We start from the raw sequence: 26059 nt of genomic DNA on the forward strand, positions 1-26059 counted from the left end.
TAGATTGAAGAACTATCGAGAACAAATGAAAAAAGCAGCTTTAGAAAGTAGTGATCAACTTGTCTAATCGAGTCATTTTACCTGGAGAAACAATCGGCATAATTGGTGGTGGTCAGCTTGGAAGAATGATGGCGTTAGCTGCTAAGGCCCAAGGATACCGCATTGCGGTTCTAGACCCAACCGAAGATTGCCCTTGTGCACAAGTTGCAGACATTTCCATAACAGGTCCTTATAGTGATATTCATTCTCTTCAAAAATTAGCTGAAGTAAGCGATGTAATCACATATGAATTTGAAAATATAGATGCCAATGGTCTTCGGTGGTTATCTGAAAATGCTTATGTTCCACAAGGAGTTAAATTACTAGAAGTTACACAAAACCGCGTGACAGAAAAACAAGCAATTGTGGATGCAGGCGTTGAAGTTGCTCCGTATGTAGTAGTTGAGAATGAGAAGGATATTGAGGAAGGTTTAAACAAACTAGGATATCCGGCCGTATTAAAGACAGCACGGGGTGGCTATGATGGCAAAGGTCAGTTTGTCATCACTCAACAAGATGAGATAAAGGAAGCTGCAAAACTATTACAATCAGGTACTTGTGTGGTAGAAAAATGGGTCCCATATGAAAATGAAATTTCAGTCATCGTTTGTCGTAATGCAAAGGGTGAAACAGCCATTTTTCCAGTAGGTGAAAATATTCACCGGGATAATATTCTGCACGAAACAATCGTACCTGCAAGAATCAGTGATAAGGCAAAGGAAAGCGCAGTAGAGATTGCTAAAAAACTAGCCCAACATAATCAACTAGTCGGGATTTTAGCGGTTGAAATGTTTTTGACTAAAGAAGGAATTTTTGTTAATGAATTGGCACCAAGACCTCATAATTCAGGTCATTATTCCATAGAAGCGTGTGAAACGTCTCAATTTGAACAGCATATACGTTCTGTTTGTAATCTACCATTAGGAAGCACCGAACTTCTTAAACCAGTTGTCATGGTTAATGTTCTCGGTGAACATATGAAGAAGATAATTGAGAATGTTCCAGTAAAAAAGGATTGGAAGATCCATTTATATGGCAAAAAAGAGGCTAAAGAAAAGCGAAAAATGGGGCATGTGACATTATTACGATCGACGGTTGAAGAAGCATTAAAAGAGATAGAAGAAAGTGGGATTTGGCAATCGTTAGAGAAATGAACGGAGGACATTTATCATGATTGAGCGCTATACAAGACCAGAAATGGGTGCCATTTGGACAGAAGAAAACCGTTTTAATGCTTGGTTAGAAGTTGAAATTTTGGCATGTGAAGCATGGGCGGAATTAGGTGAAATTCCTAAGGAAGATGTTAGAAAAATCCGTGAAATGGCATCCTTTGATATGAATCGGATTAAAGAGATTGAAGAAGAAACACGTCATGATGTGGTTGCTTTTACCCGTGCTGTTTCAGAAACATTGGGTGAAGAAAGAAAATGGGTTCACTACGGTTTAACATCAACAGATGTAGTCGATACGGCCCTCTCTTATTTAATAAAACAAGCAAATGAGATTCTTTTAAAAGATCTTGAACGATTTGTTGCCATCCTAAAAGAAAAAGCACAAGAACATAAATATACGGTCATGATGGGGCGTACCCATGGGGTCCATGCTGAACCTACAACATTCGGTTTAAAAATGGCACTATGGTATGAAGAAATGAAGCGCAACTTAGAACGTTTTAAGCATGCTGCTGAAGGCATTCAATATGGAAAAATCTCAGGTGCTGTCGGAACATATGCCAACATAGATCCATTTGTTGAAAAATACGTTTGTGAAAAATTAGGAATTAAGCCCGCACCCATTTCAACGCAAACATTACAGCGGGACCGTCATGCGCATTATATGTCCATCATTGCCTTAATTGCTACTTCAATTGAAAAGTTCGCCATTGAAATTCGTGGCCTGCAAAAAAGCGAAACGCGAGAAGTAGAGGAATTCTTTGCTAAAGGTCAAAAAGGTTCATCGGCAATGCCACATAAACGAAATCCAATCGGTTCAGAAAATATGACCGGTATGGCTCGTGTTATACGTGGTTATATGTTAACCGCTTTTGAAAATGTCCCACTTTGGCATGAACGAGATATCTCTCATTCATCTGCTGAGAGAATTATTCTACCAGATGCAACCATCGCTTTGAATTATATGTTAAATCGCTTTGGCAATATCGTGAAAAACTTAACTGTATTCCCTGAAAATATGAAACGGAATATGGATCGGACGCTTGGATTAATTTACTCACAACGTGTACTACTTGCGTTAATTGATAAAGGTCTTACAAGAGAAGAAGCATATGATACGGTGCAGCCAAAGGCAATGGAATCATGGGAAACACAAGTTCCATTCAGAACCCTTGTAGAGGGGGATGAGAAGATCACATCAAAACTCTCTCCAGAAGAGATTGCTGATTGCTTTGATTACCATTACCATTTGAAAAACGTAGATTATATTTTTGAAAAACTAGGTTTATAAAAAGGTTAGAAATAGCTCTTATAGTCTTATTGGAAATTTCACCGGTTACGTTCATTCTACTTCCCAACTTTATAAAAGGGGGCCTTTTCAAATGGAAAAAGGTAATCAGTTATACGAAGGAAAAGCCAAAAAAATATATGCAACGAATGATGAACAAGTTGTTTGGGTTGAGTACAAAGATTCTGCAACAGCTTTTAATGGGGAGAAAAAAGCAGACATTTTAGGAAAAGGTCGCTTAAATAATATCATCACAAGTCTTATTTTTGAAAAATTAAAGGATAAAGGGATCGAGTCCCATTTTATCAAGCAAGTTTCCGAAACAGAGCAACTTGTGAAAAAGGTGTCCATTATCCCGCTTGAAACAGTTGTACGGAATACAGCAGCAGGAAATTTTTCAAAGCGGCTAGGGATTGAAGAAGGAACCCTTTTAGTGAGACCGATTGTGGAGCTTTATTATAAAGACGATGCACTTGGGGATCCATTATTAACGGATGAACACGTGGATGTGCTTGGAATTGCTACAAAGGAAGAAGTAGATGAAATAAAAGCAAAAGCACTTAAGGTTAACGAAGCCTTAGCAGAGATTTTTGCAAAGATTGGAATTCGCTTAATTGATTTTAAACTTGAATTTGGGAAGGACGCCCAAGGGAATATCTTATTAGCGGATGAAATTTCACCTGATACATGCCGCCTTTGGGATCAAGAAACCAATCAAAAGCTCGATAAAGACTTATTTCGCCGTGATTTAGGTAATCTTACAGATGCATATGAAATTATTTTAGCCAAATTAGGAGGAAACCAGCATGTATAAAGTAAAAGTATTCGTTACCTTAAGAGAAAGCGTACTAGATCCACAAGGAACAGCAGTGAAACACTCCTTACACTCTATGAATTATAACGAAATTGCAGATGTTCGTATCGGTAAATATATGGAATTAATGGTAGAAAAGTCAGACCGTCCAGTACAAGAGGTTGTTAAAGAAGTATGTGATCGACTACTTGCAAATCCAGTTATTGAGGATTATCGTTTCGAAATTGAGGAGGCTGTTGCTCAGTGAAGTTTGCCGTTATTGTTTTCCCAGGATCAAACTGCGATATAGATATGTTTCATGCAATCAAAGATGAATTAGGGGAAGAAGTAGAATACGTTTATCATACAACAGAAAGTCTAGATGAATTTGACGGAATTTTACTTCCTGGCGGATTTTCTTATGGCGATTACTTACGTTGTGGTGCGATTGCTCAGTTTAGTAATGTCATGAAGGAAGTTGTTAAAGCTGCAGAAGCTGGAAAGCCGGTACTTGGAGTATGTAACGGATTTCAAATTTTACTTGAAGCAGGTCTCTTACCAGGTGCAATGAAGCGTAATGAAAGCTTACAGTTTATTTGTAAACCAACTAGATTAAGAGTAGAAAATAATGGAACCATGTTTTCTAATCAATATCAAAAGGATGAAATCATCACGATTCCAATTGCGCATGGTGAAGGAAACTACTATTGTGATGAAGAAACATTAGCAAATTTAAAGAAAAACAATCAAGTTGTTTTCACTTATGAAGGAATAAATCCGAACGGAAGTCTTGAAAATATTGCAGGTATTACGAATGAAAAAGGAAATGTATTAGGAATGATGCCACACCCTGAACGAGCTGTTGATGAATTACTCGGAGGAGCAGATGGACTGAAATTATTCCAATCAATCGTTAAACAATGGAGGGAATCAAATGTCGTTAACTCATGAACCAAGCCCACAACAAATTAAAAAAGAAGAAATCTACAAAACAATGGGCTTGACCTCTGAAGAATTTGCATTGGCAGAAAAGATTCTCGGTCGTACTCCTAACTATACAGAAACAGGAATTTTTGCGGTTATGTGGTCAGAACACTGTAGTTATAAAAATTCGAAGCCCGTACTAAAAAAATTCCCTACATCTGGACCACAAGTGCTTCAAGGTCCTGGTGAAGGAGCAGGAATTGTTGATATTGGTGATGAGCAAGCGGTTGTGTTCAAAATCGAAAGTCATAACCACCCATCAGCAATTGAACCCTATCAAGGGGCTGCAACAGGTGTTGGCGGAATCATTCGTGACGTATTCTCCATGGGTGCAAGACCGATTGCGATGTTAAATTCATTACGATTTGGTGAACTCGATTCATCTGCTCGTGTTCGTTATCTTTTTAAAGAAGTGGTTGCAGGTATTGCCGGTTATGGAAACTGTATTGGAATTCCAACAGTTGGTGGAGAAATCCAATTTGAACCAACATATGAAGGAAACCCCCTTGTTAATGCGATGTGTGTTGGTCTCATTGACCATAAAGATATCCAAAAAGGTCAAGCAAAAGGGATCGGAAATACCGTTATGTATGTAGGAGCAAAAACAGGTCGTGATGGAATTCATGGAGCAACATTTGCTTCTGAAGAGTTAACAGAGGAGTCGGAACAAGATCGTCCAGCTGTCCAAGTTGGGGACCCATTCATGGAAAAATTACTACTTGAAGCTTGTCTAGAAGTTGTGAAATGTGATGCGCTTGTTGGGATTCAAGATATGGGTGCAGCCGGTCTTACAAGTTCTTCAGCTGAAATGGCAAGTAAAGCAGGTACAGGAATCGAAATGAACCTTGATTTAGTACCACAGCGTGAAACAGGAATGACGGCTTACGAAATGATGCTTTCTGAATCACAGGAACGTATGCTTCTTGTTGTTCAAGTAGGACGTGAAGCTGAGATTCAAGAAATCTTCAAAAAGTATGACCTTGATTGTGTAGCCGTTGGGAAAGTAACGGATGATAAAATGCTTCGTCTATTCCACAAAGGGGAAGTAGTGGCGGAAATTCCTGCAGATGGATTGGCCGAGGATGCACCAGTTTACCACAAACCATCTTCTGAACCAGCCTATTTCGGTGAATTCCAAGCAATGGATCTTGAAGTTCCACAAGTTGAAAATATCGAAGAAACACTTGAAAACTTATTAAAACAATCCACCATTGCAAGTAAAGAATGGGTTTATAATCAATATGACTATATGGTACGCACAAATACGGTTGTATCTCCAGGATCGGATGCTGCAGTTCTTCGTATTCGTGGAACACGTAAAGCCCTTGCCATGACAACAGACTGTAATTCACGCTATATCTACTTAGACCCTGAAACAGGCGGAAAAATTGCGGTTGCAGAAGCAGCAAGAAATATTGTATGTTCAGGTGCTGAGCCACTAGCGATTACAGATAACTTAAACTTTGGAAATCCTGAAAACCCAGAAATTTTCTGGCAAATTGAAAAGGCAACGGATGGATTGTCAGAAGCATGTAGAGAATTAAATGCACCGGTTATTGGTGGAAACGTCTCTCTATATAATGAAACGAGCGGTGAAGCAATTTACCCAACGCCTGTTATTGGAATGGTTGGGCTTATCAAAGACCATGACCATATCACAACGCAATCGTTTAAAGCTGCAGGTGATTTGATTTTCCTATTAGGCGAAACAAAACCTGAATTTGGTGGTAGTGAGCTTCAAAAATTACAAGAAGGAAAGATTTTTGGTCGCTCACCTGAAATCGACTTAGAGGTAGAGAAAACACATCAGAAGGCTGTTCTTGATGCCATTCGAGCTGGTTTTGTTCAATCGGCACATGATGTATCAGAAGGTGGACTAGGTGTTGCTTTAGCAGAAAGTACATTTGGTACGGGTCTAGGGGCTAAGGTTAATACAACTGGTAATGCCGTAACAGCTCTATTCAGTGAATCACAATCAAGATTCTTACTTACAGTAAAAAAGGAACATCAAGTAGATTTTGAAAAATTAACAGGTGCTACTTTAATTGGTGAAGTAACAGAGCAGCCGAATCTTCAAATCGTGAATGATGGAGAAACGGTCGTAAATTCTTCAGTTGAAAAATTTGAGAGTGCTTGGAGAGGAGCAATTCCATGCCTGCTAAATTTATAGAAAACCCAAAATCAAAAGGGCTTTCTGAATTAAAACGTTTAGGTGAATTAAAAGGGTTAAATGAAGAATGTGGGATATTTGGAATTTGGGGTCATCCCGATGCAGCGCAAATCACCTATTATGGTCTTCATGCTCTTCAACATCGTGGACAGGAAGGTACTGGAATCGTTGTAACAGATGGAGAAATCGTTAAAGGTGTGAAAGGTGAAGGTCTTGTTACTGAAATTTTTCACGCAGAAGCCATGAAGGAACTTTCTTTTGGTAAGTCAGCTATTGGTCATGTTCGTTATGCAACGGCTGGTGGAAGTGGTTATGAAAACGTTCAGCCGCTCGTTTTCCATTTTCAACAAGGAAGTCTTGCACTAGCTCATAATGGAAATTTAGTAAATGCCATTCATTTAAAGAGTCAGCTTGAAGGGCAAGGAAGTATTTTTCAAACAAGCTCAGATACAGAAGTGTTAGCCCATCTTATTAGACGTGGTGGTCATGTTCCATTTAAAGAGCGTGTAAAAAATGCATTGAGCATGCTAAAAGGGGCTTATGCTTTTCTTATTATGACAGAAAAACGCCTAATGGTGGCTCTTGATCCAAATGGAATGCGTCCTTTATCCATTGGGAAAATGGGTGATGCCTATGTTGTTGCATCTGAAACTTGCGCTTTTGATGTAGTTGGTGCTGAATATGTTCGTGATGTTTTACCAGGTGAATTATTAATCATAGATGATGAAGGATTAAAATCTGAAGTATTTGCTCGTGCTTCCAATCAAGCGATGTGTATGATGGAATATGTATACTTTGCTCGTCCAGATAGTAATATTAACGGAAATAATGTTCATTCAGCAAGAAAAAGACTTGGTCGAAAATTAGCCCAAGAAGTAAATATTGAAGCGGATGTTGTGACAGGTGTTCCTGACTCAAGTATTTCAGCAGCAATTGGTTTTGCCGAGGCATCTGGAATTCCTTATGAACTAGGATTAATTAAAAATCGTTATGTAGGACGTACATTTATCAAACCGACACAGGCATTACGAGAACAAGGGGTCAAAATGAAGCTTTCTCCTGTTAGAGGAGTCGTTGAAGGGAAAAGAGTCATTATGGTCGATGATTCCATTGTTCGAGGCACAACTAGTAAACGGATTGTCCGCATGCTTCGTGATGCTGGAGCAACAGAAGTACATGTGGTGATTAGTTCACCACCGATTGAGAATCCTTGTTTCTACGGGATTGATACGTCTACAAGAGAAGAATTGATTGCGAACGACAAATCGATTGAAGAAATTAGACAAATCATTGGCGCAGATACTTTAACATTTTTAAGTGTAGAAGGCACAGTCGAAGCGATTGGTGGTAGTGGTGAAGGTGAATATGGCGGTCATTGTATGGCCTGCTTTACGGGTAACTATCCAACAGAAATTTATGATGACCTTGAACGAGAAGAATTAAAAGAAAAACTTGTTAAAAAATAATGCAAGTAATGCGAGCTGGAATGAACTTAGGTTTATGCCAGCTCCTGAAAAATTTTTGGGGGTTCTATTCAATGGCTAAAGCATATGAACAAGCAGGTGTAAACATTGAAGCAGGGTACGAGGCCGTATCCAGAATGAAAAAGCATGTACAAAAAACGATGAGACCCGGAGTTCTTGGGGGCTTAGGTGGTTTTGGCGGCATGTTTGATTTATCGACCTTACAGTTAAAGGAACCTGTATTAGTGTCTGGAACAGATGGTGTTGGGACAAAGCTGATGCTTGCTTTTATGATGGACCGTCACGATACAATTGGAATCGATGCCGTCGCAATGTGTGTGAATGATATAGTTGTCCAAGGAGCAGAGCCGATTTACTTCCTTGATTATATTGCATGTGGAAAACAGGAACCTGCACGGATTGAAGCGATTGTAAAAGGTGTTGCAGAAGGCTGTGAACAGGCAGGCTGTGCGCTTGTTGGCGGTGAAACGGCGGAGATGCCAGGAATGTACAGTGAGGAAGAATATGACCTTGCTGGATTTGCAGTAGGTGCAGTAGAAAAAAGTAAAATCATTACAGGAAATGAAATCAAGCAAGGTGATATTTTAATCGGATTAGCTTCAAGCGGTATTCATAGTAACGGTTATTCACTTGTACGCAAAGTATTTTTACAAGACGCTAAAATGTCATTAAATGATCATGTTGACGAGCTTGGCTGCACACTAGGTGAGGAGTTATTACGTCCAACCAAAATATATGTCAAATCCGTTTTAGCTGCACTTGATAAATTTTCAATTAAAGGATTGGCACATATTACAGGCGGTGGCTTTATTGAAAATATCCCGAGAATGCTTCCAGAAGGTTTAGGTGTAGAATTATCAGAGAAAAACTGGGAGGTTCCAGCTGTCTTTACCCTCATGGAGAAAATAGGTGGTTTAGACCGTTTAGATATGTATAATATTTTCAATATGGGAACAGGAATGGTAGTGGCTGTTAACGAATCGGAAGCTGAGGACATCATCCGCTTCTTCAATGAAATCGGAGAGAAAGCATACCGTATAGGAGTTGTAACAGGTCAACCTGGGGTAGAAATTGAATTAGCGTAAACAACTTAAAGCCGTTATTTCGGAACAACGGAGGAAAGATACAATGAAAAAAATTGCTGTGTTTGCCTCAGGAAGCGGAACCAATTTTCAAGCCATTTTAGATGCGATACAAGATGGGAAGCTGGACTGTAAAGTAGAGCTTTTAGTTTGCGATAAAAAAGGTGCTTTGTGCATCCAACGTGCGGAGAAAGCAAACATCCCTACTTTTGTATTTACAGCCAAACAATATGAAAATAAAGCAGCGTATGAACAAGAAATTCTGCAGCAATTGAAGACGTTAGATGTTGAATTTATTGTACTAGCAGGCTATATGCGTTTAATTGGTCCTACTTTGTTAACTGGATTTCAAGGTAAAATCGTTAATATTCATCCGTCCCTCCTTCCTGCTTTTCCAGGGAAAGATGCAATTGGACAAGCAATAAGGGCAGGGGTCAAAAAGAGCGGGGTTACGATTCATTTTGTAGATGAAGGTATGGATACAGGTCCTATCATCGATCAACAAGAAGTCGAGCTTGATGAAAATGAAACACTTGAAAGTCTTCAAGAAAAAATTCATATGGTTGAACATCAATTATATCCAGCTGTTTTACAAAGATTATTTCAACAGAACTAAGTAGGCAATTTACGTAGAAACATAAGGGAGGAATTTTCTTCATGAAAAAACGTGCACTTATCAGTGTTTCAGATAAAACAGGGGTCGTTGATTTTGCTAAGGGTCTAGTCGAGCTTGGATTTGAAATTATCTCAACGGGCGGTACGAAAAAAGCCATCCATGAGGCTGGAATTCCCGTTATTGGTGTTAGTGATGTAACAGGTTTTCCAGAAATTCTCGATGGACGTGTAAAAACGTTAAATCCACTCATTCATGGTGGATTATTGGCGAAATTTGACGATCAGAGTCATAAAGCGCAAATGGATGAACACCAAATTGATCCAATTCAAATCGTATGTGTGAATTTATATCCGTTCCAGCAAACGATTGAAAAGCCAGATGTAACGGTCGAAGATGCGATTGAAAACATTGATATTGGTGGTCCTACGATGCTGCGTTCAGCTGCTAAGAACCATCAATATGTTGCCGTTGTTGTCGATCCAACAGATTATAAAACCGTCCTTCATGAGTTAAAAGAAGAAGGGGAAGTAAAGTTTGAAACTCGTCGTGCTTTGGCGGCAAAAGTGTTCCGTCATACTGCAGCTTATGATTCAATTATTTCTAACTATATGACAGAACTAACAGGTCTAGAAACTCCAGAAAAATTAACGGTAACGTACGAGTTAAAACAATCTTTACGTTATGGTGAGAATCCACATCAAAAAGCGTCATTTTATCGTAAGCCTTTAGGTTCTAAGTTTTCGATTGCCAATGCCCAACAATTACATGGTAAAGAACTTTCCTATAATAATATCAATGATGCCGATGCAGCTCTTCAAATTGTTAAAGAGTTCTCTGAACCAGCAGCAGTAGCTGTTAAACATATGAATCCATGCGGTGTTGGAACTGGGAAAGATACTTTTGAAGCATACAGTAAAGCGTTTGAAGCAGACCCAGTATCAATTTTCGGTGGAATTATCGCATTCAATCGAGAAGTGGATAAACAAACAGCAGAGAAATTACATGAAATTTTCTTAGAAATTATTATCGCACCTTCGTTCTCGAAGGATGCTATTGAGATTCTAACAAGCAAGAAGAATATTCGCCTGTTAACGATCCCGTTCGGTGGCCAAGAACAGACTGAGAGCAAGTTAACTTCAATTGAGGGTGGCTTATTGGTTCAAGATCGTGATGAATATTCGCTAGATGATGCTAATATTACGTATCCAACAGATCGTAAACCAACTGAAGAAGAATGGGAAGCGCTAAAGTTAGGGTGGAAAGTGGTTAAGCATGTGAAGTCAAATGCGATTGTTGTATCTGATTCACAAATGACTCTTGGCGTTGGTGCAGGACAAATGAATCGTGTCGGTTCGGCAAAAATTGCCCTTGAGCAAGCTGGTGAAAGAGCTAAAGGAGCTGCACTAGCATCAGATGCTTTCTTCCCAATGGATGATACAGTTGAAGCAGCAGCTCAGGCAGGTATTACAGCAATCATTCAACCAGGTGGCTCCATTAAAGATGCTGATTCTATTAAAAAAGCAAATGAATACGGAATTGCCATGGTATTTACAGGAGTTCGTCATTTTAAACACTAATAGAAAGGCAGAAGCGCCTTGGCGCTGAAGCTAGATTTGAATAGATTTATGGGCTTGTCAGAAGTGACAAGCTCTTTAATGCTAGAGATCAATATTAATTTATGGGAGCTGAAACGGAATGAACGTACTAGTCATTGGCCGTGGTGGTCGGGAACATGCGATTTGCCGTAAAGTAAAGGAAAGCCCTAAGGTTGAAAAAGTTTTTGTTGCCCCTGGTAATGATGGAATGGTAGATGTAGCGGAATTAGTTGCGATTGATGAAGGTGCTGGAGATCAACTTGTTGAGTTTGCGAAAGCAAATGATGTGGGACTTACTATTATTGGACCAGAGGTACCTCTCTTAGCTGGTTTAGCTGATCGTTTTGAAGAAGCAGGATTAAAGGTATTTGGTCCAAAGCAAAAGGCAGCTGAAATAGAAGGAAGTAAATCATTCGCAAAAGAATTAATGCAAAAGTATAGTATTCCTACGGCTGAATATGCAGTATTTACAGAATATGAGCCTGCTGTAGCTTATGTAAAAGAAAAGGGAGCACCTATTGTCATTAAAGCGGATGGACTTGCTGCTGGTAAAGGAGTAACTGTCGCTATGACGTTAGAAGAAGCCCTTGAAAGTTTGAAAGAAAACATGGTGGATGCTAAGTTTGGCGAAGCCTCTTCAAAAGTGGTGATTGAAGAGTTTTTGAGCGGGGAAGAATTTTCATTAATGGCTTTGGTGAATGGTGAAAACGTGATTCCTTTAGAGATTGCCCAAGATCACAAGCGTGCTTATGATGGGGATCAAGGTCCAAATACTGGAGGAATGGGAGCCTATTCACCAGTTGAACATATTGGTCAAGAAACGGTTGATATCGCAATTGAAACGGTTCTAAAACCAACAGCACAAGCGATGATTGCCGAAGGACGTGACTTCTGTGGCGTGTTATATGCCGGTTTAATTAAAACTGAAGTGGGTCCAAAGGTTATCGAATTTAATGCGCGTTTTGGTGACCCGGAAACACAAGTGATTTTACCGCGTATGACTTCGGATTTAGTGGATGTATTAGAGCGCGTTATTGCTGGCGAAAAGGTAGAGATACAGTGGGATGAGCAAGCAATGCTTGGCGTTGTCGTGGCTTCTAATGGCTATCCTGATCAGTATGAAAAGGGAGCTATACTTCGTGGCTTGGAACAGGTGAGCGAAGACTTATTTGTGTTCCATGCAGGTACGAAAAAAGTCGAATCTGGTGAGTTCGAAACAAATGGCGGTCGTGTTCTTTTAGCAGGAGCAAAAGCTCGTTCCCTTAAAGAAGCACAAGAAGCGGTTTATAAAGGCTTAGCGAACTTGCAATGTGATGGCGTTTTTTACCGTAAAGATATTGGGTATAAAGCGATTGATTTTGTTGAAAACAATAAATAATGGTAATGAAGACTCTGTTTGGTTTTTACGAACAGGGTCTTTTTTTGGAGGCATAGACTGTCGAAAAGAAAGCAAACTAGAAGAGTGGATGCTAAATTGGCATCTTTCATGAAAATGACGATAAGGGTGATCAAGATGGGTAAAGATAAGAAAAGTAAAAAGAATCATACGGCGTTGCCAAAAGCCGATGTAGAATTTGCTGAAGAAAGAGGCAATGGGCTTGAGAAAAAAGCGTTACGCGCGATGAAAAGCCCAAAATAAGGTGATATTATTGAGGCTGTCCAACCTGTGGTCGAGGGTTGGGCAGTCTTTTGTTTATTAGGGAAGATAGTCAATTGGACTGAAGAATAAGGTCCAAAAAGAGCTTTACGCGGCAGAATTTTATGATATGCAGGAAATCTGCTGAGTAACTGAAATTTACACAGCAGAATTTAAGAGGAGACTGAATTTCTGCCAAGTAACTGAAATTTACACAGCAGAATGAAAGGATAAACCGAATTTTTGCCGCGTAAACCGTGATATCTTTGACAGAAACAAAATGGCCTTCATCAAGAAGATGAAGACCAAACTACATTTAACTTTCTGGCAACTTCTCACTAAAATCAGAAGACTCATCGTGATCATTAGTCATTTTTTTAACCATATTTGGCATACTGGTTTGCTGATAAAGTGCTGTCAAAGGACAATAACGAACAATCCCCTCTGCTACATGCATCGCCCCCAAAAATGCCAACGACCAATAACTCATACGATAAGGTCTTCTAACCATTTTGGCTGTTGAACAGGAAAGAAGGGTTAATCCTAGAGTGATTCGAATAAGAGCGCCTAGAATTCCGACATTTGGTTTCAATTTTAGCATCAATCATACCTCGTTTTAGTATATTTTATCTCTTATAAAAAACTCTTTAATGCGGTAAAATGTGAAGTGTGTTACTATAGGAATAACCATTTATTCATGGCATACAATTTAACAATAAAGGGAGGGGCGTATACATGCTGGAACAGCGTTATCGATGGAAAAACAAGCAATTGCGAGAACATGTTGATGTGATCGAGGGGAAACGATCTCCGAGTATTTTATTAAAAAATGCTCGCTATTTAAATCAAACCTTCCGCAAATGGATGACAGCCAATATTTGGATTTACGATGATCGTATTGTGTATGTGGGTGAAAAATTACCACAACGTTTAGATGGTTGTGAAATCGTTGACTGTACCGATTATTTACTTGTTCCAGGCTATATGGAACCGCATGCCCATCCGTTTCGTTTATATAATCCCCTAACAATAGCGGCGTATGCATCACAGTTTGGAACAACGACATTGATTAATGATAACTTACAACTTTTTTTACAAATCGAAAAAAAGAAAGCGTTTTCCTTTTTGCGTGAGATGAGACGTATTCCAACTACGATGTATTGGTGGGCACGCTTTGATGCTGAAACTGAAATGCAAGATGAGGAAGTAACTTTTTCACATAGTCATGTGAAATCTTGGCTTGAGCATGATGCTGTACTACAAGGGGGAGAACTAACGGGGTGGCCGAGGATGCTTGATGGGGATGACATGATGCTCCATTGGGTTCAAGAAGCAAAGCGAATGAGAAAGAAGATTGAAGGTCATTTTCCAGGGGCTTCTGAAAAAACACTAGCGAAAATGACTCTATTCGGTGCGGACAGTGACCATGAAGCGATTACAGGAAAAGAAGTTTATAACCGTCTTATGCAAGGTTATATGGTTTCCTTACGCTACTCAAGTATCCGACCAGATTTACCAAGATTATTAGATGAAATTCATGAATTAGGCGTCAATACGTATGATCGGTTTATGTTTACAACCGATGGTGCTTCTGCTGACTTTTATGAAAAGGGTTTCATTGACAATATGATTAAAATTGCGATTGATAAAGGAGTTCCCATTATTGATGCTTACAATATGGCAACCATTAATGTGGCTCGCTATTATAATATTGATTATTTACATGGCAACATTGCAACGGGTCGGGTCGCAAATATAAACTTTTTAACAGATGAATTGGATCCTAAACCCGTTTCCGTCTTGGCAAAAGGAATTTGGGTAAAACGGGAGGGCAAACAAAATTTAGACGACTATACATCTTTACCATGGAGTGAATTTGATTTAAATCCAGTAGAAATGAATTGGGACATTGAATTTACATTGGATGATCTGCAATTTTCAATGCCATTTGGAATTGAAATTGAAAACACCGTTATTACAAAGCCTTATTCCATCTCAAGTGATGTATCTTTTGATGAATTAAAAAGTCGTGATGAATCGTTCTTTGTTTTTATTGATCGTTATGGAAAATGGCGAATTAATACGATTCTAAAAGGATTTGCTGAAAATCTTTCTGGACTGGCTAGTACATTATCGCGAACAGGTGATATTATATTAATTGGAAAAAATAAACACGATATGTTGCTTGCTTTTAAAGAAGTAAAAGAAATCGGCGGAGGTATTGTCATCGCTGAAAAGGGGAAGGTTGTGAAAAAGCTGCAGCTTCCTTTAAAAGGGCTGATGTCCGATAAACCAATCGAAGAGTTAATTGAAGTCCATAAAGGATTTCGAGCATATATGAAAGAAAAAGGATATCATTTTGATGATCCGTTCCAAACCCTGCTTTTTCTTTCAACTACACATTTACCATACATCCGTGTCACACAACAAGGTTTATATGATGTGAAAAAGAAAATGGTACTCTTTCCGACTATAATGCGTTAAAATGTGAAAGGATTATGGTAAAATAGATATAATGAATGAGGTGCTTCTATGTGGTACAGATGGATAATCATTTCTGCTGCAGCTTTGTTTCTATTAGTGGGATGTAATAAAGAAGAGGCTGTAGAACCGGAACAACCAGAAGAAGAGATTGTGGAAGAGGAGGAAACGCCCCCACCAGCCCAAGAGGAATATCCTTATCAGTTTCCTTTAACAGGAATGGGGAGTAACGAGATAACAGATGGAAGAGCCGTTGCCGTAATGGTCAATAATCATCCGTTGGCAAGACCTCAATCAGGTCTTAATCAAGCGGATATTGTGTATGAGGTTTTAGCGGAGGGTAATGTAACGAGATTCTTGGCTATTTTCCAAAGTGAAGAACCAAACAATATCGGACCTGTTAGAAGTGCAAGAGAATATTATATTGAGCTTGCTACTGGGTATGACAGTCTTTTTGTTGCTCATGGTTATAGCCCAGACGCTGAAAAAATGCTAAAACGTGGAGTTATTGACAATATTAACGGAATGCAATACGACGGTAGTCTCTTTAAGAGAGCGGACTTTCGAAAAGCTCCTCATAATTCTTATATCTCCTTCAACAACATTGTAAAAGGGGCAGAAAAGAACAATTATAAGATGGATCAAGCACCTGATTCGTTAGTTTTTCTATCGGAAGAGGAAATAGAAGCTTTGGCAGGGGAAAAGGCAACATCAATCGAAGTTGCCTACTATGATTCAACGTTCGATTCAAAGTTAGAATATGATGAAGACTTAAAGAAATATAAGCGTTATAGTGCGGGAGAACTGACTGTAGATTATCAATCGAATGACCCCGTTTTAATTGATAATCTTTTTGTTATCGAAACGCCGCATAAGGTGATCGATAACGCAGGTAGGCGTGACATTGATTTAGTAAGTGGCGGGAATGGGTATTTGTTCCAAAGAGGGAAGATCTTATCGGTCCAATGGAAAAATGTTGAAGGTAGAATTCTGCCATATTTAAATGGAGAAGTAGTTGGATTGGTCCCAGGGAAAACTTGGATTAATATAGTTCCAAGCAAACAAGGTCTCGATCAATCTGTTACGTTTGAATAATCTCCACAGATCGATCAGTGGACGGTCCTGCCTAATGATGTAGCTTGAAAAGGAGTACGAATGATGCAAATTGATAAACTAAGAGGAAAAGAGCTAGACCAATTATTTAATGCCGTTCTTTCTTTAAAGGATCTTGAGGAATGCTATCGATTCTTTGATGATTTATGTACTGTAAACGAAATTCAATCACTAGCACAGCGTTTAGAGGTTGCTAGAATGTTAAGAGAAGGAAATACTTACCACACAATTGAAACGGAAACAGGGGCTAGTACGGCAACGATTTCACGTGTAAAACGTTGTTTGAACTATGGAAACGACGCGTATGAAATGGCGTTAGAGAGAATTAAGAAAGAGCAAGCTCCAGAAAGTGAAACAGCAGAATAATCCTCTTTAAGGAATTTTTAATTGAATAAAACAGGTAAATGCACATGATTTGTTTCTTGTGCATTTTTTCTGTTTTTTAATTTTGGATAAGTAATTTGGTGGACTTCTATTTTCTTTTTTCATTTAAAATCTCTAATGCTATAATGGTGTAATGGAAATGTAAGAATGGAGGAAGTTTGCATGTATGATTTCCGAGATTGGCGGCATGTTTTTAAACTAGACCCCAATAAACCGATTACCGATGAAGAGCTAGAAAAGGTTTGTGAGTCAGGAACAGATGCGATTCTCATCGGGGGCTCAGATGGAGTTACACTAGAAAATGTGCTCGATTTAATGGCCCGTGTCCGTCGTTATACCGTTCCATGTATCCTTGAAATATCATCGATTGAAACAGTTACGCCGGGATTTGATTTATATTTTGTTCCTACAGTCTTAAATAGTCGTGATCCTAAATGGATCACAGGATTGCATCAAAAAGCTGTAAAAGAATATGGCTATGTCATGAATTGGGAAGAATTTGTCGTGGAAGGATATTGTATTCTTAATAGCGAATGCAAAGCAGCTCAATTAACAAATGCGGATACAAATTTATCGAAGGAAGATGTGGCGGCGTACGCGTTAATGGCGGAAAAAATGTTCCATCTACCCATCTTCTATTTAGAATATAGTGGTGCATATGGCGATCCAGAAGTCGTTGCTGCAGCCAAACAAGAGTTAGAGAATACCGTTTTATTTTATGGAGGTGGAATTAAATCTCAAACTCAGGCGAAGGAAATGGCGGTCTTAGCAGATGTCGTTGTAGTAGGAAATATTATTTATGAAGATCTAAAGGAAGCGTTACTTACAGTAAAAGCAGTAAAAGATAGTGTGAATAAGTAAACTATGGTAAAATACAAATAGAACATACGTTTGATATGGCGGTGATGAAAGAAAATGAATTATTTAACAAATAAACTGTTAAATGGCTTGAACCCAGAACAACAAAGGGCTGTTAAGACAACAGATGGTCCCTTATTGATCATGGCGGGTGCCGGGAGTGGTAAAACACGAGTACTCACGCACCGAATTGCTTATTTAATGGTTGAAAAATACGTGAATCCTTATAACATCTTGGCGATTACCTTTACCAATAAAGCTGCTCGCGAGATGAGGGAGCGGATTCAAAGGATGATGGGTGGAACGGCAGATCAAGTATGGATTTCAACGTTCCACTCTATGTGTGTGCGGATTTTGCGAAGGGATATTGATCGACTTGGATTTAATCGGAACTTTACGATTTTAGATACTTCCGATCAACTCTCAGTCATTAAAGGAATCTTAAAGGATAAAAATATTGATCCAAAGAAATTCGATCCCCGAGCGCTCCTTGGCAGCATTAGCTCGGCAAAAAATGAACTAATCGACCCAGAGCAATTTGCGAAAAACGCGGGTGATTATTTTGAAAACATCGTTAGTGAGGTCTACACCGAATATCAAAAACGTTTACGAAAAAACCAAGCGTTAGATTTCGATGACCTCATTATGACAACCATTCATTTATTCCAACGAGTACCTGAGGTTCTCGAATACTACCAACGAAAATTCCAATACATTCACGTTGATGAGTACCAAGATAGTGCGACACGTTGCTAATTGAAAAGATTAGTCACTAGCGGAATAGCTAGGAGAACTGATGATTTGAAGAGTCGAATGACGGGGTAACGCCCTGAAAGGCTCTCCCTGATCCTCCGAATAGCGTCAAGATAGGTAGAATCTTGGGGTTATAAGCTCGGTAAAGTCGGCTGAATGTTGCCGTAACAAGTCAAGTTGACGAAAGCCTTCCAGAGGTGGAAGGCGCAGCAGATAAGCCGGGGGTCTATAAAACACTCATGGTGAGAATGTTGGTGCGTAAAAACCAACTGACGAAAATCCGAATGTACGGCTCTAGAGGTATAGATACTAGAAATGGTATTACCACGGATTGTGGTGCTAGTGAGGTGGAGTAAGAGTTGTCTTTATGAAACACCTTGTCGTGTTACAGGCACGACCAAGCTAGCAGGGCTAGAGGATTCACCTAAAAGTGTATGTACAGATAGAATCATCGGAACGTGGGAAGCTGACAACGCCTGAGGACCTACCAACCAATGAAGCGGTGATAAGGAAAAGCTAGGGCTATAACTTATCTTTATGTCAGTGATAGTGGTGGCACAGTACCGTTGAAGTGATGGAAACATCATGGAGGGATAGCCACTAGTCAATTTGTTAAAGCAACAATACTTGTTGATTTACTAATTTAATTGCAATAATTCCATTTTTAAATATTAAAGTAGTAACTTGAAACAAATTGATGGAACGCCGTATGCGGGGAAACTCGCACGTACGGTGTGAATGGGGGGAAAAGCTGGAGATCACCTCAAAGGCTTACCTATCCATATCGAACAGATCCCAATACATGCTTGTTAAGTTACTGGCAGCTCGTTTTCAGAATTTATGTGTAGTAGGAGATAGTGATCAATCCATATATCGTTGGCGTGGTGCCGATATTGGCAACATTCTTTCATTTGAAAAAGACTATCCTAGAGCACAAGTCATTTTGCTTGAACAAAATTATCGTTCGACAAAACGAATCCTTCAAGCAGCGAATAAAGTGATCTCTAATAATGAGGGTCGTAAAGAAAAGAATTTATGGACGGAAAATCAGGAAGGAAATAAGATTGAATACTTCCGTGCTGATAGTGAACAAGGCGAAGCGCAGTATGTGGTTAGTAAAATCAAAGAAATCATGAAGCAAGAAAACCGAAAATTATCTGATATGGCAATTCTTTATCGAACCAATGCTCAGTCCCGTGTGATGGAGGAAGTTCTATTAAAATCCAATATTGAATATTCCATTGTCGGCGGAACAAAGTTCTATGATCGTAAAGAAATCAAGGATATTCTCGCGTATCTTCGTTTGATTGCGAATCCAGACGATGATATCAGTTTACAACGAATCATCAATGTTCCAAAACGGGGAATTGGCTCCACTTCTTTTGATAAAATGGCCAATTTTGCTGCTATGCACGACATTTCGATATACAAAGCCTTAGATTCAGTAGAACTCATAGGGCTAAGTCCCAAAATCACGAAAGCAGCGGCAGAGTTTAGGGATTTAATCAGTGGATATACCCAAATGCAAGAGTATTTATCGGTGACTGAATTAGTAGAAGAGGTTCTCGATAAGTCAGGTTATCGCGATATGTTAAAAGCGGAAAAAACTCTTGAATCCGAAAGTAGACTAGAAAACATCGAAGAATTCTTATCCGTAACGAAGAACTTTGAGGAACAAAGCGAAGATAAAAGCTTAGTTGGATTTTTAACAGACCTAGCTCTTGTAGCGGATATTGATAAGCTGGATGATGATGGTGAACAAGCGGATGCCGTTGTCTTAATGACTCTCCACTCTGCAAAGGGTCTTGAATTTCCAGTTGTTTTCTTAATTGGACTAGAGGAAGGGGTATTTCCACATAGCCGTTCTCTAATGGAAATTGCTGAAATGGAAGAAGAGCGTCGGTTGATGTATGTGGGCGTGACAAGAGCGGAAGAGCGATTATTCATCACGAATGCACAAATGCGAACCCTCTTTGGTCGAACGAACATGAATGCACCTTCTCGTTTTATTAAAGAAATTCCACAAGATTTAATAGAAGGCATGAAACCTAGTCAACCGAAGAAACGAGAAGCATCGACTTCAGGTTCTTCATTCCAAAGCACAAGACAACCATTCGCTTCACGAAAAGCAGTTATGCGTCCAACCATCAAAGATACGGGTGGAGATGAACTTGGCTGGAAAGTGGGCGATAAGGCTCAGCATGGAAAGTGGGGTACTGGAACCGTCGTAAGTGTCAAAGGCGAAGGAGAAAGTACAGAGCTTGATATTGCGTTCCCAAGCCCGACAGGCGTGAAGCGATTATTAGCAAAATTTGCACCGATTACGAAAGTATAATAATAAAGCAGGAAAACTCCTTTTTAATAAAATAAAACAGGTTAACTAGAAAGGAAGTTTGTATGGACCGTCAAACAGCAGAAAATAGGATTGAGGAATTACGAAATCTGTTAAATCAATACAGTCATGAATACTATGTATTGGACCAACCATCTGTTCCAGATTCTGAATATGATCGTTTATTAAACGAGTTAATTCAAATAGAAGCGGAATTTCCAGATCTCATCACCCCTGACTCACCTTCCCAACGCGTGGGTGGTCAGGTTCTAGATATGTTTCAAAAGGTTACGCACGAAATTCCCATGTTAAGTCTTGGAAATGCCTTTAATGAGGCCGATATGCGAGACTTTGATCGTAAAGTTAGACAAGCGGTTGGCGATCAGTATGAGTATGTTTGCGAACTAAAAATAGATGGTTTAGCTGTTTCATTAAAATATGAAAATGGACTATTTGTTCAAGGCTCTACACGTGGAGATGGAACGACGGGTGAGGATATTACAGCAAATTTAAAAACAATTCACTCCATACCGTTACGATTGCCACAATCACTCTCTATTGAAGTACGTGGAGAGGCTTATATGCCGAAACAATCTTTTTCCAAGCTGAATGAACAAAAAGAGGAGAATGGAGAAGAGCCATTTGCTAATCCCCGGAATGCAGCAGCAGGTTCTTTACGTCAACTAGATCCAAAAATTGCTGCATCCCGTAAGCTAGATATTTTCCTCTATTCCATCTCAAACACAGGTGGAGTTGAAATTACATCTCATAGTGAAGGCCTTGATTGGTTAGATTCGCTAGGTTTTAAAACCAATCCGGAACGTAGAACATGTTCAAACATGGATGAGGTGTTAGAATATATCAGCAGTTGGGTTGAGAAACGCCCACACCTTCCATATGAGATTGACGGAATCGTGATAAAAGTAAATTCATACGCTCATCATGAGATTCTTGGTACAACGGTGAAAAGTCCGCGTTGGTCGATTGCTTATAAATTTCCAGCTGAAGAGGTGGTCACGACATTACTAGATATTGAACTAAATGTCGGTCGTACAGGTGTCGTGACTCCAACTGCCATCCTGCAGCCCGTAAAAGTAGCAGGAACTACGGTTGGACGAGCAACTCTTCATAATGAGGATTTAATTCGTGAGAAGGATATTCGGATTGGTGATAAAGTTGTCATTAAAAAAGCCGGAGATATTATTCCAGAAGTCGTGAATGTGATTCTTGACCAAAGGACAGGGGAAGAAGAAGAATTCCATATGCCGACCCATTGCCCTGAATGTGAAAGTGAACTCGTTCGTTTAGATGAAGAAGTGGCCCTTCGTTGTATTAATCCGAAATGCCCAGCACAGATTCGTGAAGGACTCATTCACTTTGTATCTAGAAATGCGATGAATATCGATGGTCTAGGGGAGAAGGTCATCAGTCAATTATTTGCTGAAAAATTAGTTGAAGATGTAGCTGATTTGTATCGATTGGAGAAAGAACAACTGCTTCGCTTAGAACGAATGGGCGAAAAGTCCGTTTCTAACCTTTTACAAGCCATTGAAAATTCAAAAGGCAATTCGTTGGAACGACTATTATTTGGTCTAGGAATTCGACATGTAGGTGCAAAAGCAGCCAAAACATTAGCGATGCAGTTTGAAACGATGGATCGACTTGCGGCAGCAACATTGGAGGAATTAACAGCAATTAATGAGATCGGTGAAAAAATGGCAGACTCCATTGTGACCTTTTTCCAACAAGAAGAAGTGAGCGAGCTTATTCAAGAATTAAAAGATTTAGGATTAAATATGGTTTATACTGGGACTAGACCTGTTGTTTCAGCGGAAGAATCCCAATCTGTATTTTTCGGTAAAACCATCGTATTAACAGGAAAATTAGAACAATTAACGCGTAACGAAGCAAAGGAAAAAATCGAAGCGCTTGGTGGAAATGTAGCAGGTAGCGTCAGCAAAAAAACAGATCTTGTCATTGCAGGGGAAGATGCAGGTTCCAAATTAAAGAAAGCTCAAGAACTTGGAATAACCGTGTGGAATGAGGAGAAATTGGTTGAAGAATTATCTTAGTAAGAAGGTGTAGTACGTGCGGAAAATCTTAATGGTTACATTGGGTATGGTCCTTTTGCTAACGGGGTGTGCCCCTAATTTTCAGAAGCAGGAAGAAATTGTGCAGGATCAAGATTCTAAGGAAGAAGAAACAGCGATTATTCCAAAGTATAAGATTTCAGATGAGTATTACCGAACGATTTTACCCTTTAAAGAGTCAGAGTCTAGGGGATTGGTCGTTAACAACGTAAGTACGAAATATAATCTAAATGAATTTGAAACAGGACTAATGCGTGTAGCTACGCACAATTTTGATACAGAAAAGTATTTGTTTCAAGAAGGGCAATATTTAGATAAAGAAACGGTCACTTCCTGGTTGAGACGAAAATATACGCCTGCTCAACTAGCAGAAAGAAAGCTAAAGGAAGAGGAGAATCTGGGTCTTAATCCCATTGATAATGAGCAAGGAAGTATCGACGAACGTAATGAGAGAAGCCCAATTTATTTAGCCCATATCCTAGAGCATAATTATTTAACGAAAAATGATAATGGAAAAGTAAGTCTAGGGGGAGTCGTCATTGGGCTAGCGCTAAACTCTGTACACTATTATCAAAAAGAACAATACGGCGCGACCTTTGAAACGAAAATAGAGCACGATGTTTTAGCAGCTGAAGGGAAAAAGATGGCAGAAGAGATCATCAAACGTTTACGAAACATTGAAGGTCTTAGCGAAGTTCCCATCACCATTGCTTTATTTGAACAAGAGAGTAAAACGTCAGTAGTGCCAGGAAACTTCTTTGCTTATGCCCATGCAAATAAAGGGAGTTCCAACTTAGGTGATTGGAAAAATATTAATGAAAAATATGTCCTGTTCCCATCCAGTGAAGCAACCGAGCAGCATCGAGATGATGTAACATCTTTTTCAAACTTCAAACAGGATGTAGAAGACTATTTCCCGAACTTTAATGGGGTTGTTGGACGAGCCTTCTACATGGGAGGGCATCTTCAGGAACTAAATATCGATATCCCTATTCAATTTTATGGAAAAACAGAGGCAATTGGCTTTACACAATTTGTCACTGGTAAAGTAATGGAGCATTTTCCTGATTATATTGCAGTTCAAGTTAATATCTCATCTGTTTTAGGTCCAGAAGGTTTAATTGTAAAAGATGTCGATCAAAAGGAGCCGTTTGTTCATATTTACAAATAGTGCTGGGTCTTATTGACTCGATACAACCAACAAAATATAACATGCTATAGACGCTTTAACTTAGAGTGGTAAAAATTTACACATATGTGGAATAAAAGCCGCATATCTCTAAGTTGGGCGTCTTTTCGTGTACCATTTTATGAATGAAACAAAAAGCTTAATGTCAGAGTTTAAAACGTTCTAATCGTGATCAAAACATGGATCTGGCTAACCCTAATAATCAGTCTAACTAATTTTCTACAAGGAACATCATAATGTACAAAAAAATGTCGAACTAATTTTTGGAAAACTTAGAAAAAATAGGGACTATTTTTGGAAATGTGTTATATAATAGAGTAACATTATAAAATAATGTATTATAACAAAGGAGGTTCAAATATTGACTATACGCTCAACAAATATTCAAGTTGTTGGAGAAGTGTTTGAAGGTTTTGAAGAAATTTTAACCCCTGAGGCATTGCAATTTATAGAACAGTTAGAGTCGAGATTTGGATCCACAAGAAGAGAACTATTAAAAAGAAGACATGTAAGACAAAAGGAAATCGACCGTGGTGTGCTTCCCGATTTTCTAAAGGAAACGGAATCGATACGTAACGATAATAGCTGGACGATATGGCCGTTGCCTCAAGATCTTCAGGATCGGCGTGTAGAAATTACTGGACCCACAGACCGAAAAATGGTCATCAACGCCTTAAACTCAGGTGCTAAAGTGTTTATGGCGGATTTTGAAGATGCAACATCTCCTTCATGGAAAAATCTTATAGAAGGACAATTGAATTTAAGAGATGCCGTAAATCGAACGATTACTTATCAAAATCCTGACGGAAGACACTATCGTTTAAATGATAAAACCGCCGTATTGCTTGTACGTCCAAGAGGATTACATTTGAAGGAAAAAAATCTGTTACTAAATGGTAACCCCCTTTCAGGTAGTTTCGTAGACTTTGGTTTGTACTTTTTCCATAATGTACGTGAATTGCTGGACCGAGGAACAGGACCTTATTTTTATTTACCAAAACTAGAAAGTCATCTTGAGGCCCGACTATGGAATGAAATCTTTGTTTTCGCACAGGAATATATGGGTATTCCGAAAGGGACTATTAAGGCAACTGTTTTAATTGAAACCATCATGGCTGCTTTTGAAATGGATGAAATCCTTTATGAGTTAAAGGAACATTCAGCTGGATTAAACTGTGGTAGGTGGGATTATATCTTCAGCTACATTAAAAAACTTCGTAATCAAGAGAATGTCATTTTACCAGACAGATCCCAAGTAACCATGACCGTTCCATTTATGAGATCGTATTCCTTACTTACCATTCAAACATGTCACAAACGGAAGGCTCCTGCGATTGGAGGTATGGCTGCACAAATCCCTGTCAGAGGGGATGAAAAGGCCAATGAGGAAGCCTTTGCGAAGGTTCGTGCTGATAAGGAAAGAGAGGCTCGTGATGGTCATGATGGTACATGGGTGGCTCATCCAGGATTAGTACCAGTGGCAATGGAAGTGTTTAATCGTGAAATGCCTGAAAGCAATCAGATCAATTCAGGAAAACAGCAATCATTAAAGGTCAATGCTGCAGATCTATTAGAAGTACCTAAAGGCACGATTACCGAAGCAGGGGTCCGAATGAATATTAATGTTGGGATCCAATATATTGCGGCTTGGCTTTGTGGAAGAGGAGCTGTTCCGCTTAACAATCTCATGGAAGATGCTGCGACAGCGGAAATTAGTCGGGCTCAGCTGTGGCAATGGATCCGCCATCCAGATGGAAGATTGGATGATGGAAGAAAGGTCACTTTAGACATGTATAGAAATATAAAAGCCGAGGAACTTGAGAAGATTAGGCAAGAGGTTGGTGCAGAAGCTTTTAACAAAGGGCGATATGAAGAGGCATCTAGACTTTTTGATGAGCTCATTATACAAGAGGAATTTGTAGAATTCCTAACCTTACCTGGTTATGGAAGACTTCAAGTTAGATAGATCTTTGAAACTCTCATGGGATTTTTGCATGGTC

The 26059-nt window shown here is 39.2% G+C and carries 21 protein-coding genes and 2 pseudogenes (1 of these 23 only partly in view); 22 read left to right on the forward strand and 1 reads right to left on the reverse strand.

The genetic code is table 11. From position 1 onward, the window contains the following. The 13 genes from purE to Q5760_RS02285 all read left to right on the forward strand — a co-directional run. Nucleotides 1–67, forward strand: the end of a protein-coding gene (gene purE / locus Q5760_RS02225) for a 5-(carboxyamino)imidazole ribonucleotide mutase (protein ID WP_428910654.1). It extends 422 nt beyond the left edge of the window; only the last 67 of its 489 coding nucleotides appear in the window; the start codon falls outside the window, past its left edge; its stop codon occupies nt 65–67. Further along, nucleotides 60–1193 (forward strand): 5-(carboxyamino)imidazole ribonucleotide synthase, encoded by a 1134-nt coding sequence (purK, locus tag Q5760_RS02230; RefSeq protein ID WP_428910655.1) that lies wholly within the window; start codon nt 60–62, stop codon nt 1191–1193. The genes purE and purK overlap by 8 nt, the downstream gene beginning before the upstream one ends. Before the next feature lie 16 nt (nt 1194–1209). Then, a complete protein-coding gene (gene purB, locus Q5760_RS02235; protein ID WP_428910656.1) occupies nt 1210–2502 on the forward strand; it encodes an adenylosuccinate lyase in 1293 nt (430 codons plus the stop codon). A 91-nt stretch (nt 2503–2593) separates the two neighbouring features. Next, on the forward strand, nt 2594–3313 hold the full coding sequence (gene purC / locus Q5760_RS02240) for a phosphoribosylaminoimidazolesuccinocarboxamide synthase (RefSeq protein WP_428910657.1): 720 nt from the start codon (nt 2594–2596) through the stop codon (nt 3311–3313). Then, nucleotides 3306–3560 carry a phosphoribosylformylglycinamidine synthase subunit PurS gene (gene purS, locus Q5760_RS02245; RefSeq protein ID WP_428910658.1) on the forward strand — a complete coding sequence of 85 codons (255 nt, stop codon included), beginning with the start codon at nt 3306–3308 and terminating at the stop codon, nt 3558–3560. The genes purC and purS overlap by 8 nt, the downstream gene beginning before the upstream one ends. Beyond that, nucleotides 3557–4243, forward strand: a complete 687-nt coding sequence (purQ, locus tag Q5760_RS02250) for a phosphoribosylformylglycinamidine synthase subunit PurQ (RefSeq protein ID WP_428910659.1) — start codon at nt 3557–3559, stop codon at nt 4241–4243. Before purS ends, purQ begins: the two co-directional genes overlap by 4 nt. After that, a complete protein-coding gene (purL, locus tag Q5760_RS02255) occupies nt 4227–6446 on the forward strand; it encodes a phosphoribosylformylglycinamidine synthase subunit PurL (RefSeq protein ID WP_428910660.1) in 2220 nt (739 codons plus the stop codon). The genes purQ and purL overlap by 17 nt, the downstream gene beginning before the upstream one ends. Then, a complete protein-coding gene (gene purF / locus Q5760_RS02260) occupies nt 6428–7912 on the forward strand; it encodes an amidophosphoribosyltransferase (protein WP_428910661.1) in 1485 nt (494 codons plus the stop codon). The genes purL and purF overlap by 19 nt, the downstream gene beginning before the upstream one ends. Nucleotides 7913–7983: 71 nt before the next feature. Next, nucleotides 7984–9015: a phosphoribosylformylglycinamidine cyclo-ligase gene (gene purM / locus Q5760_RS02265; RefSeq protein WP_428910662.1), complete on the forward strand. Its 1032-nt coding sequence runs from the start codon at nt 7984–7986 to the stop codon at nt 9013–9015. Nucleotides 9016–9058: 43 nt separating this feature from the next. Continuing rightward, complete coding sequence (gene purN, locus Q5760_RS02270) at nt 9059–9628, forward strand: phosphoribosylglycinamide formyltransferase (RefSeq protein ID WP_428910663.1); 570 nt, start codon at nt 9059–9061, stop codon at nt 9626–9628. Nucleotides 9629–9669: 41 nt separating this feature from the next. After that, nucleotides 9670–11205 (forward strand): bifunctional phosphoribosylaminoimidazolecarboxamide formyltransferase/IMP cyclohydrolase, encoded by a 1536-nt coding sequence (gene purH / locus Q5760_RS02275; protein ID WP_428910664.1) that lies wholly within the window; start codon nt 9670–9672, stop codon nt 11203–11205. 118 nt (nt 11206–11323) lie between these two features. Then, on the forward strand, nt 11324–12601 hold the full coding sequence (gene purD / locus Q5760_RS02280) for a phosphoribosylamine--glycine ligase (RefSeq protein WP_428910665.1): 1278 nt from the start codon (nt 11324–11326) through the stop codon (nt 12599–12601). A gap of 114 nt (nt 12602–12715) precedes the next feature. After that, on the forward strand, nt 12716–12862 hold the full coding sequence (locus Q5760_RS02285; RefSeq protein ID WP_428910666.1) for a hypothetical protein: 147 nt from the start codon (nt 12716–12718) through the stop codon (nt 12860–12862). 313 nt (nt 12863–13175) lie between these two features. Here Q5760_RS02285 and Q5760_RS02290 read toward each other — a convergent pair whose 3' ends face one another. Beyond that, entirely contained in the window at nt 13176–13460 is a 285-nt protein-coding gene (locus Q5760_RS02290) for a YgaP family membrane protein (protein ID WP_428910667.1), read from the reverse strand. Nucleotides 13461–13594: 134 nt separating this feature from the next. Between Q5760_RS02290 and Q5760_RS02295 the strand changes: the two genes are divergently transcribed. The 9 genes and pseudogenes from Q5760_RS02295 to aceB all read left to right on the forward strand — a co-directional run bounded on the left by Q5760_RS02295 (nt 13595) and on the right by aceB (nt 26025). Then, nucleotides 13595–15343, forward strand: coding sequence for an adenine deaminase C-terminal domain-containing protein (locus Q5760_RS02295; protein WP_428910668.1), 1749 nt, complete (start codon nt 13595–13597; stop codon nt 15341–15343). Nucleotides 15344–15391: 48 nt separating this feature from the next. Beyond that, a complete protein-coding gene (locus Q5760_RS02300) occupies nt 15392–16435 on the forward strand; it encodes a DUF3048 domain-containing protein (protein ID WP_428910669.1) in 1044 nt (347 codons plus the stop codon). A 63-nt stretch (nt 16436–16498) separates the two neighbouring features. Continuing rightward, nucleotides 16499–16819, forward strand: coding sequence for a YerC/YecD family TrpR-related protein (locus Q5760_RS02305; RefSeq protein ID WP_428910670.1), 321 nt, complete (start codon nt 16499–16501; stop codon nt 16817–16819). 180 nt (nt 16820–16999) lie between these two features. After that, nucleotides 17000–17698 (forward strand): heptaprenylglyceryl phosphate synthase, encoded by a 699-nt coding sequence (locus tag Q5760_RS02310; protein ID WP_428910671.1) that lies wholly within the window; start codon nt 17000–17002, stop codon nt 17696–17698. Between the two features lie 54 nt (nt 17699–17752). Beyond that, nucleotides 17753–18436, forward strand: a pseudogene (locus Q5760_RS02315) (UvrD-helicase domain-containing protein); the annotation flags it as partial. Nucleotides 18437–19232: 796 nt separating this feature from the next. Then, nucleotides 19233–20783: pseudogene (locus tag Q5760_RS02320) on the forward strand (3'-5' exonuclease); the annotation flags it as partial. Nucleotides 20784–20845: 62 nt separating this feature from the next. Continuing rightward, nucleotides 20846–22852, forward strand: a complete 2007-nt coding sequence (gene ligA / locus Q5760_RS02325) for an NAD-dependent DNA ligase LigA (protein WP_428910672.1) — start codon at nt 20846–20848, stop codon at nt 22850–22852. 31 nt (nt 22853–22883) lie between these two features. Next, entirely contained in the window at nt 22884–24041 is a 1158-nt protein-coding gene (locus Q5760_RS02330; protein ID WP_428910673.1) for a CamS family sex pheromone protein, read from the forward strand. Between the two features lie 379 nt (nt 24042–24420). Next, complete coding sequence (aceB, locus tag Q5760_RS02335; RefSeq protein WP_428910674.1) at nt 24421–26025, forward strand: malate synthase A; 1605 nt, start codon at nt 24421–24423, stop codon at nt 26023–26025. Nucleotides 26026–26059 lie beyond the last annotated feature (34 nt).

The sequence above is a fragment of the Niallia sp. Kr1 genome (genome assembly GCF_050389805.1).
Lineage (GTDB): Bacteria > Bacillota > Bacilli > Bacillales > Cytobacillaceae > Bacillus_BD.